Origin of the sequence: Nocardia sp. NPDC050713 (assembly GCF_040654315.1) — a bacterium.
Taxonomy (GTDB): Bacteria; Actinomycetota; Actinomycetes; order Mycobacteriales; family Mycobacteriaceae; genus Nocardia.
Genome location: NZ_JBFAHS010000001.1, coordinates 118,325 through 133,349, shown reverse-complemented (window position 1 = coordinate 133,349; position 15,025 = coordinate 118,325). Strand labels below are relative to the sequence as shown.

General features: G+C 68.6%; 11 protein-coding genes. 6 read left to right on the top strand and 5 right to left on the bottom strand.

What is annotated here, in order from left to right; all coding sequences use genetic code 11:
* Positions 1–237: 237 nt before the first annotated feature.
* From AB0H49_RS00550 to dnaA, 5 genes are all read right to left on the bottom strand, one after another.
* The gene (locus AB0H49_RS00550) at positions 238–1,146 is read right to left on the bottom strand and encodes an alpha/beta fold hydrolase (RefSeq protein WP_357245633.1); all 909 of its coding nucleotides are present in this window, start codon (positions 1,144–1,146) and stop codon (positions 238–240) included.
* 182 nt (positions 1,147–1,328) lie between these two features.
* Positions 1,329–1,892: a DUF721 family protein gene (locus AB0H49_RS00545; protein WP_354998288.1), complete on the bottom strand. Its 564-nt coding sequence runs from the start codon at positions 1,890–1,892 to the stop codon at positions 1,329–1,331.
* Between the two features lie 378 nt (positions 1,893–2,270).
* Positions 2,271–3,452: a DNA replication/repair protein RecF gene (recF, locus tag AB0H49_RS00540; RefSeq protein WP_357245631.1), complete on the bottom strand. Its 1,182-nt coding sequence runs from the start codon at positions 3,450–3,452 to the stop codon at positions 2,271–2,273.
* Between the two features lie 54 nt (positions 3,453–3,506).
* A complete protein-coding gene (gene dnaN, locus AB0H49_RS00535; protein WP_067786332.1) occupies positions 3,507–4,682 on the bottom strand; it encodes a DNA polymerase III subunit beta in 1,176 nt (391 codons plus the stop codon).
* Positions 4,683–5,513: 831 nt separating this feature from the next.
* Positions 5,514–7,541, bottom strand: a complete 2,028-nt coding sequence (gene dnaA, locus AB0H49_RS00530; protein ID WP_354998290.1) for a chromosomal replication initiator protein DnaA — start codon at positions 7,539–7,541, stop codon at positions 5,514–5,516.
* A 603-nt stretch (positions 7,542–8,144) separates the two neighbouring features.
* Here dnaA and rpmH point away from each other — a divergent pair.
* The 6 genes from rpmH to rsmG all read left to right on the top strand — a co-directional run bounded on the left by rpmH (position 8,145) and on the right by rsmG (position 11,872).
* Complete coding sequence (rpmH, locus tag AB0H49_RS00525) at positions 8,145–8,288, top strand: 50S ribosomal protein L34 (protein ID WP_071932098.1); 144 nt, start codon at positions 8,145–8,147, stop codon at positions 8,286–8,288.
* Positions 8,289–8,309: 21 nt separating this feature from the next.
* Complete coding sequence (gene rnpA / locus AB0H49_RS00520) at positions 8,310–8,774, top strand: ribonuclease P protein component (protein WP_357245629.1); 465 nt, start codon at positions 8,310–8,312, stop codon at positions 8,772–8,774.
* Positions 8,771–9,124 carry a membrane protein insertion efficiency factor YidD gene (gene yidD / locus AB0H49_RS00515; protein WP_354998292.1) on the top strand — a complete coding sequence of 118 codons (354 nt, stop codon included), beginning with the start codon at positions 8,771–8,773 and terminating at the stop codon, positions 9,122–9,124. Before rnpA ends, yidD begins: the two co-directional genes overlap by 4 nt.
* Before the next feature lie 4 nt (positions 9,125–9,128).
* The gene (gene yidC / locus AB0H49_RS00510) at positions 9,129–10,211 is read left to right on the top strand and encodes a membrane protein insertase YidC (RefSeq protein ID WP_354998997.1); all 1,083 of its coding nucleotides are present in this window, start codon (positions 9,129–9,131) and stop codon (positions 10,209–10,211) included.
* A 79-nt stretch (positions 10,212–10,290) separates the two neighbouring features.
* The gene (locus AB0H49_RS00505; protein ID WP_354998293.1) at positions 10,291–10,842 is read left to right on the top strand and encodes a protein jag; all 552 of its coding nucleotides are present in this window, start codon (positions 10,291–10,293) and stop codon (positions 10,840–10,842) included.
* A gap of 235 nt (positions 10,843–11,077) precedes the next feature.
* On the top strand, positions 11,078–11,872 hold the full coding sequence (gene rsmG / locus AB0H49_RS00500; protein ID WP_357245624.1) for a 16S rRNA (guanine(527)-N(7))-methyltransferase RsmG: 795 nt from the start codon (positions 11,078–11,080) through the stop codon (positions 11,870–11,872).
* The last annotated feature ends 3,153 nt before the right edge of the window (positions 11,873–15,025 follow it).

The following is a 15,025-nucleotide window of genomic DNA, read 5'->3' as shown; positions in this document are numbered from 1 at the left end:
CCGGTCTTGACAGGTCGAGATTCACGGGCCCACGCGGGGGCTGTGCGGAACGCACCGAAGGGTTCGCCGCTAGTTACGTCACCATCCTACTGGTAGCCCCGCGCCACAACGCACCTACGACACCCCTGACGGCTTCATGGCTGCGAGAAATCGACCGGCGACGAGTCCGGTCTCCCTCGAAACCGTTTCAGGGTCTCTCAGATGTGCTCAGCACGCCGTGCCGGATGGTCGCCGCGATCACCCGGAGACCGCGACCCGATCCACGAATTCGGCGGTGCGGTCGGCGAGCGCCTCCGGGTGCGAGACCGGCGACCAGTGCCGGGCCGCGATCTCGGTGCGGGTCAGGTTGCCGACCCACTGCTCGGCCTCGGCGTGCACCACCGGACGCACCGCCCGGTCGCCGGTCGAGACGATCAACTGCACCGGGACACCGATCGGGCGCGGGCGCGGATTGCGCAAGTGCGCACGAATATTCGCACGATAGAGCTTGAGGTTGTTGATCATATCGGCGCGCAGCGTCGGCGCTGTCTGCACCAGCGCGGGGTCCAAGCCGTCGAAGAAGGCGAGGAAGCGCGGCCAGCGGCGGGACAGCGCGCGCAGCACCGGATTGGGCAGGCCGGGAATCTGGAAGGCGACGGTGTACGCCGAGGCGATGCCCTGCGCGAGCGCCCCGCGCAGCCGGGCCGCCGAGAACGGGCCGCGCAGGTACGCCCCGAGGAAGTCGAGGTTCGGGCCGGAGACGGAACTGAACGACGCGATCCTGTTTTCGGCGTCCGGATCGCTGACGAGCTCCCAGCCGATCACCGAACCCCAGTCGTGCCCGAGCACGTGCAGGCGCTGCCCCGGAGCCACCGCGTCGGCGACCGCGCGCACGTCGGCGGCCAGTTCTTCGATGCGATAGGCCGAGACCTGGGTGGGCACCGTGCTCTCACCCGCGCCGCGGTTGTCGAAGGCGATGACGCGATAACGATCGGCCAGGCGGGCGGCGACGCGATTCCACAGGATGTGAGTATCGGGCCAGCCGTGCACGAGCAGGATGGGTATGCCCGCGGGATCGCCGCATTCGAACACCGCGAGTTCGACGTCGCCCCGGCGGACGGTGGTGGTGGCCGTGGCGGGGAACGGGCCCGCGGTGCTGATCGTCATCGATCCGTTTCTCCTGTGCATATTCGATCCGGGCCGGTGGCGCGGCCTCGGGGCGTTCCACGGTGAATCCGCAGGTCCCGAGGCTGGGGACTGTGGAGATACCTGTGGATATATGGATAAACGTAACACCAGGTATCGGGTAATTGCCAGAGCGTCTGGGTCACCCGATCCGCGCCCGTCGATCAGCCGTAGGTGTCGCGTGGACCGCGGCCCTTGATGTGCCGCTCCCCCTTGCGCCAGCTCGGCGCGGCCGGGCCGGAGATCTTCAGCTGCGTCACCACGCCATGACCGACCGCGGCGTTGATCTTCGCCAGGATCTGGCCCTGCAACATGCGCAGCTGGGTCGCCCACGCGGTGGACTCGGCGGCGATGCTCAGCACGCCGTCCTTGAGCGCGATCGGGGTGGCGTGCGAGGCGATGTCCTCGCCGACGACGCCCGCCCAGCGCCCGAGCACCGTTCCCTCGGAGACCTTGCCGTCCCAGCCCCTGCTCTTGGCGATGCGGGTGGCGAGCTGGGACAGCAGCTGGGGATCGCGATCGTCCGGTCGCGCGCCGGACCAGCCCGTGCGCCTGCGTGCCCCGGTGCGTAGCTTCCGCACCGGCGAGGCACGGCCCTGACCGACCGACTTTCCGCTGGCCTTCGCCGCGGCGCGGGCCTCTTCCAGTGCGCGCCGGGCCAGATCGATGCCGCGCAACTGCGGCTCGCCGCCGGGCTGCTGTGCGCCCGGTTCGGGCTGGTCGGTCATCGTCCCGCTCCGTTCGACCCTCGGGTTTGTCCCCAGATCTTGCTCTGTTGTCCCCAACCGGTGCGCGGCCGGGGTCCGGCGCCGAAACGCCCGGTCAGCATGATCGCCGGACCGGCGTCGAACGCCTGTTCGTGGCGTTTTCCGGAACCACGGCGGTGACTGTCGAACGATCACCGCAGCACCGTGGGAAAACACCTCGGGGGGACGTTCTCCACAGGTGCTGGGGATGAATCGACGGCTCCGTTCCGGCCCCGGTGCAGGGCAACTGTACGGGAGCCCGCCGACGAACTGTCACACGCGTCGCGGCTCTTCCGCGTCGGCGTTCCCCACCTGTGCACAACCCGGCGGGCTACCTGTGGACACCTCTGTCCGCGCGATTCAAGCGAACCCGGGCGCGGGCTCGACGATGCGTGAGGCGCGGTGCGTGGCCTCGCCGGTGGTCTCCACCCGCAGGGGTACCGCGGCCAGCTCGGCGGGCACGTCCTCGGGGACGGCGGCGGTGATCAGCACCTGTTCGGCGCCTGCCGCGACCTCGGCGAGCGCGGAGCGGCGGCGACGGTCCAGTTCGGCGAAGACGTCGTCGAGCAACAGCACCGGCTCCGCTCCGGTGGTGCGCAGCAGCTCGAACGCGCCGAGCCGGAGGGCGAGGGCGAAGGACCAGGACTCGCCGTGGCTGGCGAATCCCTTCGCGGGCGCGTCACCGAGCACCAACTCGAGGTCGTCGCGGTGCGGGCCGACCAGGCAGACGCCGCGGTCCAGCTCCTTGGACCGCGCCGCGGCGAGTTCGCGCAGCACGATCCCCGCCAGCGCGGCGGCGTCGTCGGCCTGCGGCTCCCTGGCCGGATCCAGGAAGTCCGGCGGAAGATACGAGCTGCGGTAACCGATTGCGGCGGGACGGGATTCGGGCGCGATCGACCGATAGGACTGTGCCAGATGGGGATACAGGTCGTGCACCAGCCGGAGCCGCTCGGCGAGCAGCACGGAGGCGTGCTCCGCCAAATGCCCGTCCCACACGTCGAGTGTTCCCAGGTCGGACCTCGATCTGGCTTGCCGCCCAGCGGTTTTCAACAGGGCGGAACGCTGCCGCAGCACCCGCTCGTAGTCCGAGCGCACACCCGCCAACCTGGGGAGCCGGGCTGTGCACAACTCGTCGAGGAATCTGCGGCGCTCCCCGGGGTCGCCCCGCACGAGCGCCAGATCCTCCGGCGCGAACAGCACCGTCTGCAGAATGCCGAGGATCTCCCGCGTTCTGCGCACCGGCGATCGGTTGATCTGCGCGCGATTGGCCGCGCCTTGATTCAGCTCGACATCGATGCGCAGTTCGCGTCCGGTGTTGACCACCGTCGCACCGATCCGTGCCCGCTGCGCGCCCATCCGGATCAGCGGCGCGTCGGCGGCCACCCGGTGTGAACCAAGGGTGGCCAGGTAGCCGATCGCCTCGAGCAGGTTGGTCTTGCCGTTGCCGTTCGATCCCAAGAAAACCGTTCGGCCTGGGGATAATTCGAGTTCCGCGTGCTCCCAGGAGCGGAAGTCGCGCAGCGACAGCGCTCGGATGAACATTCGCTACACCGCCCCGGTCACCGCGGGAGACGGCACCCGATCACGCACAGATGCTCAGCCCGGGAGCCGGACCGGCATCAGCAGGTAGATGTAGGAGCTGGCCAGCGCGGCGAAGGCGCCGGAGTCGAGGACCTCGGGCTCCTCCTCGCTCGCCGGGAGCAGCACCGCGGGACGGCTGGGGGTGGTGAACCCGAAGGTGACCCGATCGGAGTGCAGCGCGGACAGGCCGTCCACCAGGTAGCCGGGGTTGAAGGCGATGGTCAGCGCCTCACCGCGGAAATCGGCGGGCAGCCATTCCTCGGCGCGACCCGCGTCGTCGCCGCCCGCGGACAGCAGCAGGCCCTCGCTGGAGAACTCCAGACGAACCTGCGCGCCGCGCTCGGCGACCAGGGCGACGCGCTTGATGGCCTCGGTCAGCGCCGCGACTTCCAGCGTGGCGATGGAGGTGTGCTCCTTGGGGAGCAATTGGCGGAACTTGGGGAATTCCGCGTCGAGCAGTCGCGTGGTGGTGCGGCGGCCCGCGTTGACGATGCCGAGCAGGCCGTCCGAGCCCGCGCCCGTGCCCAGCGAGAGCTGCACGGGCGCGTCCGAGGGGCCCAGCGTCTTGGCGGCTTCGGAGAGCGTGCGGGCCGGGATCAGCACCGCGGTCTCGATGTCGGTGCGGGCGGGCTGCCACTCGATGTGGCGCACGGCCAGTCGGAAGCGGTCGGTGGCCGCGAGAACGACCTGGGGGCCTTCGATCTCGACCCGAATGCCGGTGAGCATCGGCAGGGTGTCGTCGCGGCCCGCCGCGACGGCGACCTGACCGACGGCCTCGGAGAAGACATCCACACTCAGTTCACCGGTCTGCTGCGGCACCTCGGGCAGCTGGGGATAGTCCTCGACCGGCATGGTGGGCAGCGAGAACTTGGCGCTGCCGCAGGAGATCAGCACGCGCGTGCCGTCGACGGAGACGTCCACCGGCTTGTTGGACAGCGCCTTGGTGATGTCGGCGAGCAGGCGACCGGAGACAAGGACCTCGCCGGGACCGGCGACCTCGGCCGCGACGCGCATCTGCGCGGAGACCTCGTAGTCGAATCCCGAGACGGTCAGTCCGTCCTCACTCGCCACCAACAGCACGCCGCCGAGGACCGGCACCGGAGGCCGGGACGGCAGGCTGCGCGCGACCCAGGCGACGGACTCCGCGAAATCCTCCCGGGCGACCCGAAACTTCATGCTCGCAAGCTCCATCGCCCGATCTGTCCTCTCCCGGTTCCGTGATCCGTGTGTGGCGTCCGTCCGAGCACTGTTGGCTCGACAGCGTGTTGGCTCGACAACGTGTGGTTCTCGTCAGGGGGTGCTGGATCGGCCGCGCCAGCAGTCTGGCACAGGCGACCGACATAAAACGTACCCGTGTGTGGCCCGGGTACCTAGTCCGACCCTCGATTCGCGCTCGCGTGTCCGAAACGGGTGTCCGCATGTCCGAGAGCGCCCATCCCTCTTCTCCTTGCCTGTGTAGACGCGTGGCTCCAGACCGGACACTCCCCGACCGACTTTCCACACACCCTGTTTTGAAGAGAGATCTATAAGAAGAAGAACTGAAGTAGTAGTAGGCACTGTGGAATCTGTGGACTGAGCCCGTTTCCGCTGGTCCGGGGGTGTGGTGCCGTGGGGATGGCCGTCGGGTGACTCGAGGATGAACCGGAGGCGTCTGTGGAGGTTCGAAAACTGTCCCACGTTCATCCTCGAGCCGTCCTCGAGTTGTTCCACCGGATTCACCCTGTTGTTCACACGTGTGCACCGAATGGTGGACAGCTCGAGGAATCCTCGAGGACTCCACACGGACTCCTCGAGGATTCCACAAGCGCCTGACCGAGACGTGGCTGGTCAGACCCTGTGGGCAGAGATCGATGGGGATGATGTTGATATCCGGCTGTGAGCGACTCCGCCGCGAGCCTGTGCACGAATCGGTGCACAAACCGGTGGATTCCTCGAGGACTCCACAAGGAATCCTCGAGGAATCCACAACGCACAAAAAAGCACCGCCCCTGGTCAGGGGCGGTGCGGGGTTGTGGAGGGCGCTCAGCGCGAGCGCTGTTTGATACGGGCTGTGAGTTCTTGAACCTGGTCGTAGACGCGGCGGCGCTCGGTCATCTCCTTGCGCACCTTCTTCTCCGCGTACATGACGGTGGTGTGGTCGCGGCCGAAGGCCTGACCGATCTTGGGCAGCGATAGGTCGGTGAGTTCGCGGCAGAGGTACATGGCGATCTGCCTGGCCTGCGCCAGCGGCCGCGCCTTGCCGGGGCCGGTGAGCTCCTCGAGCGTGGTGTTGAAGTACTCCGCGGTCACGGCCATGATCGTCGCCGCGTTGATCTCCAGCGCCGCGGTGTCTGGCATCAGATCGCGCAGCACCACTTCGGCCAGCGGCAGATCCAGCGGTTGACCGTTGAGCGAGGCGAACGCGGTGACCCGGATCAGCGCGCCCTCCAGCTCACGGATGTTGCGCTCCACCCGGCTGGCGATCAGTTCCAGCACGTCGTGCGGCACGTCGAGCCGGTCCATCCGCGCCTTCTTGCGCAGGATGGCGATGCGGGTCTCCAGTTCCGGCGGCTGCACGTCGGTGATCAAGCCCCACTCGAACCGGGTCCGCAGCCGCTCTTCGAGGGTGGCCAGCTGCTTGGGCGGACGGTCGGAGGAGACCACGATCTGCTTGTTCGCGTTGTGCAGCGTGTTGAAGGTGTGGAAGAACTCCTCCTGGATGCCTTCCTTGCCCTCGATGAACTGGATGTCGTCGACCAGCAGGATGTCGGTCTCGCGGTAGCGCCGCTTGAACGCGACCTTGCGGTCGTCGCGCAGGCTGTTGATGAAGTCGTTGGTGAACTCTTCGGTCGACACGTATTTCACCCGCATGCCGGGAAACAGCCGCTGGGCGTAGTGACCCGCCGCGTGCAGCAGGTGCGTCTTGCCGAGACCGGAGGCGCCCCAGACGAACAGCGGGTTGTAGGCGCGGGCCGGCGCCTCGGCGATGGCCACCGCCGCGGCGTGCGCGAAGCGGTTGGACGCGCCGATGACGAAGGTCTCGAAGGTGTACTTCGCGTTCAGGCTCGCCGAGGAGTTCGCCGGAGCCGGCGTCTCCTGGCTCTTGGTGAAGTAGGTCGGCCAGTTGTTGCGAACGTTGACGACCGGTTCGTCGTCGGGCTGCTCGGTGCGCAGCGCCTCACCTGACTCGCGGACCGAATCGTGCGCGGCGGCGGGCGCGGCCTCGCGCAACGGCATCCGGGCTGGTCCGCGCATCGGAGCGGGCTCGGGCGTGAACAGCGACTCCTGGCCGGGCGGGGTGGAATCCCGGCGCGAACCCATTCCTGGCTCACGCCGCGGCGCCGTCGACACCTCGGGCACGGCGGCGGAGTCGGGGTAGTCGCCTACGCCAGGCGCGCGATAGGCGGCGGTCGGATAGTCGTCGGCCGGGTAGTCGACGCCGGACTGGTATTCGGCCGGGTAGTCCGAACTCGGCGGGTACTCGGGCGCTGGGGTGTACTCGGGCGCGGGGGCGTACTCGGCGGCGGGCGGGTAGTCGGCGGACTGGGGATAGTCGGACGTTCCCGGATACTCCGGCGCGGGCGCGTAGTCCTGCGGTGCGTACCGCGGGGCCGGGTAGTCGGTGCGGCTCGGCGGATCGGCCGGGTAACCGACGGGACCGCGCGACGCCTCCCTGGTGCGCTGCGTGTCCCGGTTCCGCTGGGCCGCCTCCCTGCTTCGCTCCGGACGACTGGTCATCCTGGCGTGCCGTGGGTTGGCCGCGGAACGATCGGTGCTCGGCGTCGCGGGCGCCGCGATGCGCACGCCGAGGCCCTCGACCTGGGGACCGAGCCGGCGGGCGAGGGAACGCAGGATGGGTTCGCGCAGATCGCGTTCGATGGCCTCCTGGGCCAGCGACGAGGGCACCGACAGCAGGGCGAAGCCCTGCGCGACGGTGATCGGCTTGACGAGTTTGAGCCAGGCCTGCTGTGCTCGGGTCACCGCCGGGATGGATCCGTCGTCGGAACCGGTGGTGAGCTCGGCAATCACCTCGGGCCACACGGTGGCCAGCACGTTCTGCTCGTCGTCCATGCAGTTTCCTCCCCGGAAGTAGGTCGATAGGAGCAGACGGCCGGGGTACGCGAGCAGGTTCGTGGATGGGCTATCCTGTGATCCCGCGTACGTCCGTAGCCGTGTGGACGCTGCTCGGATTCCCCCGTACCAAGGCAGCGGCGTTGGCGCCGTCGGCCTACGAATATGCCACTCCAGGGGTCTTTCCACACAATTATCCACAGATGTGGAAAACCCTGGGGAAATGTGAAACGGGCTCGAAGTTCGCGGGGATCACGCCCCGACCTGCGGATCTGTAGCAACCATCTGGCAACGCCTCGCTCGCGGGCCCGCTCGGCACGCCTAGGGGTGTGGACGAAGTCACGAAGAAGCCCGGGCGCGTCGCACCGGTGCACCGGATTCGCCTGGGGGCCGAGTTTGACCCGTCTCGGGCTGATCAGTACCCTCGTACAGTCACCCCTTGGTGCGGTGGCGGTCCCGTGCTGACCGCGTTAGGTCGTTTGACGACCGTGTGCGCCAGGACCGACGCGCGCCGATGATGACATCGCGATTCATCGCGCACATACGTATCACCGACAAGCTTCGGGCGCCGAACGGCGCCCACCAACTCGAGGAGTGTTGACCGTGGCCAAGGGCAAGCGGACGTTCCAGCCGAACAACCGTCGTCGGGCGCGGGTTCACGGCTTCCGCCTCCGGATGCGCACCCGTGCGGGTCGCGCCATCGTTTCGGCGCGTCGCCGCAAGGGCCGCTCCGAACTCACTGCCTGATCCTCGCTCTCGGACGCTCGGGTGTTGCCTGAGCCGTATCGGTTGCATCATCGTGCCGACTTCTCCCGGACGGTGCGCCGCGGCCAGCGAATCGGGAGGCGAGATCTGGTCGTACACGCGCTCGTGCACGGGTATGACGGAGTCGTGGGCTCTGATGAACGACACAGTGCTCCGGTAGCCACCGGAGCGCTCGTTCGCGTCGGCGGGCCGAGGTTCGGATTGATTGTCAGCAAGGCGGTGGGCTCCGCGGTGGTTCGACACCGGGTGGCCCGCCGCCTGCGTCATATGTGCGCCGAGGTGATCAGCGACCTGCCCGCCGAGGCCGACATCGTCATCCGGGCGCTGCCCGGCGCCGCGAACGCGGAATCCGACGAACTGCTGCGGCAGTTGCGCAGCGGGTTGCGCAAACTCGGTATCGCTCAGGCTCCCGCCCGGACCGGCACACGGGCTCGACCCGTCGCCGTCGACGCGGACGTTTCGTCGTGAGATTCGCCGCCGTCCTGGCCCGGCTGCCCGCCCGTACGCTGATCTTCCTGATCGAGCTCTACCGGACCTATGTCTCCCCCACCCGCATGCCGGTGTGCCGTTTCACCCCGACGTGTAGCGAGTACGCGGTCACCGCGTTGCGCACCCGAGGACTGTTCGTCGGCCTCGGATTGACGGTCGTGCGATTGGCCAAATGCGCGCCCTGGCACCCTGGTGGGTGGGACCCCGTTCCCGAGCGCAGAAATCGCGCACGGAACGAGGCTGCGGCCGACGCCTCGTCGTCGGCGCCACACGCTTGTAAAGGATCGCCGCACGCGGTGATCGGCGATACGAACGACGGGAGTGCATAGAGCCGTGCTCGACTTCATCTACTACCCGGTGTCCTGGATCTTGTGGTTCTGGCACCGTGCTTTCGCGGCCATCCCGGGCCTCGGCAAGGACAACGGCCTGGCCTGGGCGCTGGCGGTGGTGTTCCTGGTCTTCACGCTGCGCGTCGTGCTCTACAAGCCGTTCGTGAAGCAGGTGCGCACCACCAAGCAGATGCAGGAGCTGCAGCCCCAGATCAAGGAGCTGCAGAAGAAGTACAAGAACGACCGCCAGAAGATGGCGCTGGAGATGCAGAAGCTCCAGAAGGAACACGGCTTCAACCCGCTGATGGGCTGCCTGCCGATCCTGGCGCAGGTGCCGGTCTTCCTCGGTCTGTTCCACGTCCTGCGTTCGTTCAACCGCACCGGCCACGGGTTCGGCCAGCTCGGCATGACGCCCGAGGAGAACGCGAACACCGCGAACTACGTCTTCAACGCGGCCGACGTCCAGTCCTTCCTGAGCGCCCGTATCTTCGGCGCGCCGATCTCGGCGTTCATCACCACCCCGGCCAACGAGCTGCTGGCCTTCGCCGACTACGGCGGCATCCCGAGTCGGGTGAGCATCGCCCTGGTCGCCATCCCGCTGATGGTGATCGCCGGTCTCGCTACCCACTTCAACGCCCGCGCCTCGGTCGCGCGGCAGACCCCGGAGGCCGCGGCCAACCCGCAGGCCGCGCTGATGAACAAGCTGGCGCTCTGGGTGTTCCCGCTCGGCGTGCTCGTCGGTGGTCCGTTCCTGCCGATCGCCATCCTGATCTACTGGGTCTCCAACAACATCTGGACCTACGGTCAGCAGCACCTCGTCTTCGGCCGGATGGCGAAGGAAGAAGAGGCCAAGAAGCAGGCCAAGCTCGAGCAGCGCGCGCAGAACGCGCCGAAGCCGGGCGCCAAGCCGGTGAGCACGAAGAAGAAGCCCGCGGCCACCGCCGTCGACGCCGAGCCGTCCGATGCGGAACCGTCGGCGAACGGCACCTCCAAGACCGCGGCAGGCAAGGCCGCCGGACAGCGCAAGGCCGGTGGGCAGAAGCGTTCGGGTCAGCGCGGCCGGGCCAACCAGAAGCGTCGCCGCTGACCGCCGAGCAATCCCGTGATCGCGCAACCGCCCGGCGCCGAGCGTCCGGCGCGCGCGATGGACAGATGAAGGAATTCAAATGACTGTTGAGACCGACGGAGGGGACGCCACCGTGGCGACGAGTGTGGTGAACGCCGGAACGGATGCCGGCGATGTCGTGAGCGATGCCGAGGAAGCCCTGATCGAAGAGGGCGAGATCGCGGGCGACTACCTCGAGCAGTTGCTCGACGTGCTCGACTTCGACGGCGACATCGACCTGGACGTCGAGGGCGACCGTGCCGTCGTGAGCATCGACGGCGGCCGCGACCTGTCGAAGTTGGTGGGTCGCAACGGCGAGGTGCTCGACGCGCTCCAGGAGCTGACCCGGCTCGCGGTGCAGCAGGCGACCGGCGTACGTAGCCGCCTGATGCTCGACGTGGCGGGTTGGCGGGCCAAGCGCCGCTCCGAGCTCAGCGCGCTCGGCACCGAAGCCGCCAAGCGGGTGCTGGAATCCGGCGCCCCGGAATCGCTCGATCCGATGACGCCGTTCGAGCGCAAGATCGTGCACGACGCCGTCGCCGCGGTCGAAGGAGTCAGCAGCGAGAGCGAGGGCGTGGAGCCCAACCGCTTCGTGGTGGTCGTTCCGGGCTGATCGCACGGCTTCCCCGGAGGACGGCGCGTTTCGTCACGCTGACGATTCATGCCCGGGCGCTGCTCCGCCTTTGCTCCGGCCGTGCGCGGTCCGAGGGCGGACGGCCGTCCGATAGTGTCGTCTAGGCCTCCGGTCTTCGGACCGGGGGCCTTCTCCATGCCGGGGCGTCGCCGCCCGTGGCCGAGGCGGACACCCCTCCGCTGTCTTGCAATTTGGTGACCTCGAGCTCGGAAGGATGTTTCACGTGGAACGAGAACTCGGTGGAAGCGCCGCGCTGCCGACCGAGCTGGAGCCGCCCGCGGCGGCGGCCACCGTCTTCGGCGATCGGCTCGACATCGCCCGCCGCTACTGCGCCGCGCTCGCGACCGCAGGCGTCGAGCGCGGTCTCATCGGACCCCGCGAGGTGCCGCGGCTCTGGGATCGGCACATCCTCAACTGCGCGGTGGTCGCGGAGCTCATGCCCGAAGGAACGACCGTCGTCGATATCGGTAGCGGCGCGGGTCTTCCCGGCATCCCGTTGGCCATCGCCCGTCCCGACCTACGCATCACCTTGGTCGAGCCGCTGCTGCGCCGCACCGTCTTCCTGAGCGAGTTCATCGAAGCGGCCGGACTCGACATCACCGTCGTCCGCGGCCGCGCCGAACAATCCGGCGTGATGAAGGAAGCGGGCAGCGCCGACGTCGTCACCTCCCGCGCCGTCGCCCCCCTCGCCAAACTCGCCCAGTGGTCCCTCCCCCTCCTCCGCGACCACGGCCGCATGCTCGCCCTGAAGGGCGTGAGCGCGACCGAAGAACTGGAACGCGACGGCGAAGCATTGACCCGCGCGGGCGCCGGCAACTTCGAGATCCTCGAATGCGGTGTCGGAGTCCTGGATACCCCGACAGTCGTGATCAGCGCCGAACGCCTCCCCCGCGCGGAACGAGCGCCCCGCCGCCGCACGGAGAAGGTCGGAAGCCGCCGTGAGGGCGGCCGCTCCGAGGGCGGCGTCCTCCGCCGCAGCACCGAACGCCGTCGCTCGGGCGGGAAGTAGGCCGAGACCCTTCGCCGCCCGCGGGGACCGCGTGCTGTTTCACATGAAACAGCGCCGCGATCCGCCGACCCTCTTAGATGCCCCGTTGGCACCGCCCGACGACCCGGCCGGATCCCCCAACAGCAGACCGGCTAGGCCCTGTCTCGAAGTCCGGCCGGATGATGCATCCGTGGCTCAGGATCGTCGCCTGGCAAGGCGGAGGAGGAGCTGATACCGGGGTCGTATCGGTGACGACGACAACGCGGCCAGGCGGCGATCTGGGCGCGGAGGCGCCGGATAGGACCTCGAGACAGGGCCTAAGCGTCATCGCTTGCTCGGATGGCGCCCGCGCAAGATCGGCCGCTCGGCTGCCTCGATGTTCCGACGGTGCGGTCTGACGACCCGCTTCCCGCTCCATGGGAGGACGGCTTGGCTTGTTAGCGCTATCCGTTGGTGCGGGCCGATGGCTCAGCGGAACGGCTCGATCGATGACGTGCCCGATGGCTCAGTCCGACGGCGCGACCGGACCCCTCAATCTCGGCCATCGTCGATCGGCTCGGCGCCAAAGCATGGCTGATGGAGCCCGGCCGGTCCGCCGCACGGCTGCCTCGACGTTCCGACGGCTCCGCCCGACGGCGCGGTTCCGATCCTTCGGTCGGAAGGGTTGGCTCGATAGCACGCAGCACGGTGTGATCGACGATCCCCTCCAGACCGATACTCCCGTTCGCTGCCGAGCGCGTCGATGAGCGCCATAGAAGGCAGGAAGGCGTGCGGCTAGCGGGTGGCCGTTCAGGCGTCCCGACGGCTCGGCGGAACGGCTGGAATAGATGGCACTCGACGGCTGGTCCGATGGCGCGGCCGGATGGTGCTCGACCCAATGCCACCACGACGGCTCAGCCTGGTGGCGCGTCCCCTCGCTCCGTGCACGACGCGGCCACGCAACGCGGCTGATCGGTGGCCGCAATGGCGCGGCCGGGGGTGGCTCGGCTACACGGCTCGACTCGACGGCGTGCCCGATGGCTCAGGCCCACCGGACGGCCGGATGGCTAGGACGTGGGACCCGGGCGAGCAACCCACCCGAGCCATCGGGCACGTACTCGAGTCACGCCACCCACCCAAGCCATCGGGCGCGTACTCCAGCCACGCCACCCACCCAGCCGAGCCATCGGGTTGAGCGATCGAGCGCGCCGTCGGGTTGAGCCAGGGTCCGATTCATCGTGGTGGCATCGAGCCAAGCCATCCGGCCGAGCCGTCGGACTAAGCCGTCGGCCACGCCATCGAGTTCAGTCGGAAGGCCCCGCCAGCCACTCGGCCGCGCGGCCGGACCCGGCCTCCCGCCGTGCTCGTAGCTGTGCCCGCGCGCCGAGCCATCGGGGGACATGCCAGCCAGGCCAAGCCGTCGGGGGACGCCGTGGAGTCGAGCTGTGGCCGAACCATTCGACCGCAGCCAATTGGGTCACCGTCCCGCCGCGCTGCGGGACCGCGCCGTGCGTCGATGTCCGCGTGAGTCCGGGTCATCGTGATGGGCATCAAGCCTAGGGCGAGAGGTGCCGATCGGATCGGATTGCAATTGCTCGGCGAATGTTTCACGTGAAGCATCGTCTGGTGCTCGAACTGGATAAGGCACAACGCCGCTCCCCCGGTTCACCACGCCACCAAGCCTCGCCGCTGTCCCGTGGCGGACTCCCGCTGTCCGCGCGACAGCGTCACTTCACGCGGCCCCGTCACCGCTTCTCTCCACGGCGGTAGCCCACAGATCGACGGCAGGGCTCGGCCGGACGACGCGCCCGCTTACCCGATCCGTGGGCCCCGCCCCGAGAGCGAGCCGCGCCGTCGTGCCACCAGGCTTGGCTCGACGCGCGAGATGGCTCGGCGCGCGGCCTCTCGCGGCTTGGCCCGACTGCGGTCGATAGCGCGTAGAGACAGCACGTCACCGTGAGCGCTACGAGGACTCGGCCGGATGCCGCGCACGCTGGCTTGGCTCGATGGTTGGCCGCAGCACTCGGCTGGGCGGCGCGGGTGTTGGTGGCGCGGCCCGGATGGCCCTGCGCGGCGCGAAGGCGCCCCGGGGCAACGCAGCGCGATGATTGGCCGGGTGGTTTCGAGCCGTGAGGCGCAGCCGGATACAGCGCTGCAAGCGGCTCGGCACGATGGTGCGGCCGCGATCGCGGGACGCGATGGGTGGCCGAGTGACTCCGGCACGATGGCCAAGATCCTGGAGACGCAGTCGGATGCAGCGCTACGGATGGCTCGCCCAAGGCTCGGACGGATGGCTCGACCAGGCCCTGTCTCGAAGTCCCATCCGGCGCCTCCGCGGCGCAGATCGCCGCCTGACCGCGTTGTCGTCGTCGCCGAGACAGGGCCCCGGTATCGGCTCCTCCTCCGCCTTTGCCAGGCGACGATCAGAGCCACGCATGCATCCCGGCCGGACTTCGAGACCGGGCCTAGATGTGGCCTGTCGGCTGACTCGATTTCAATTGCGCATGTGACGGCACGGGTAAGGGTTTGGGCTGTGGTGAGACGCCACGAATGAGGTCGGGTGGAGGCTTTGGCGGATGTTTCACGTGAAGCATCGCTCGGTGCGCGAACTTGGTGGTGGCTGAGCGGCACTCGTCCGGATCTCCGCGCCAGGGGCGTTCTCCCCGCTTTTCGCGCGGCCGGTGGCTGCTTCAGGCGCGCCTGTGTCAAGCCACGGCTTCCGGCGGTGGGCATCTGAAATGGTTTGGCTGGATGCACGCACGATGGATCGGCCCGTGGCTCGAGTTGGTGGCTCGGGCGGCTGGCTCGGTGGATCGCTCAACTCAGTGACGCCTTGTTGCCTCGAGTCGCTGGCGTTGCCCGATCGCGGGCCACTGTCGCGAGGCCGTCGGCCGCGACGGAGGGTAGCGCGGACCGATGGAGCGTCCCGATAGCTCGGTCTGGTGTCGCGCCCCTCGACGGCAACAACGTGCGCCTCGACGCTCGTTCGCACGGCTTGGCTGGATGGTGCAGTGGACGGTGGCTCCAGTGCGCGGCCGGGTTTGGGTGGATGTTTCACGTGGAGCATCGCTCCGGAGTTCGAGCTCGGAAGTCGGTAGCGCCTCTTCTTTCGAATCAGCGTGCACGGACGCTCGCCGCTCTTAGCGTGCTCTGGGAGCGCCCCGCCTCTTTCGCTCGCAGCCGCAGTGCGACGCC

Coding starts and splice junctions, on each gene's coding strand:
- AB0H49_RS00550 (WP_357245633.1), bottom strand. CDS start 1,146: ATGACGATCAGCACCGCGGGCCCGTTCCCCGCCACGGCCACCACCACC.
- AB0H49_RS00545 (WP_354998288.1), bottom strand. CDS start 1,892: ATGACCGACCAGCCCGAACCGGGCGCACAGCAGCCCGGCGGCGAGCCG.
- recF (WP_357245631.1), bottom strand. CDS start 3,452: ATGTTCATCCGAGCGCTGTCGCTGCGCGACTTCCGCTCCTGGGAGCAC.
- dnaN (WP_067786332.1), bottom strand. CDS start 4,682: ATGGAGCTTGCGAGCATGAAGTTTCGGGTCGCCCGGGAGGATTTCGCG.
- dnaA (WP_354998290.1), bottom strand. CDS start 7,541: ATGGACGACGAGCAGAACGTGCTGGCCACCGTGTGGCCCGAGGTGATT.
- AB0H49_RS00505 (WP_354998293.1), top strand. CDS start 10,291: ATGACTGTTGAGACCGACGGAGGGGACGCCACCGTGGCGACGAGTGTG.
- rsmG (WP_357245624.1), top strand. CDS start 11,078: ATGTTTCACGTGGAACGAGAACTCGGTGGAAGCGCCGCGCTGCCGACC.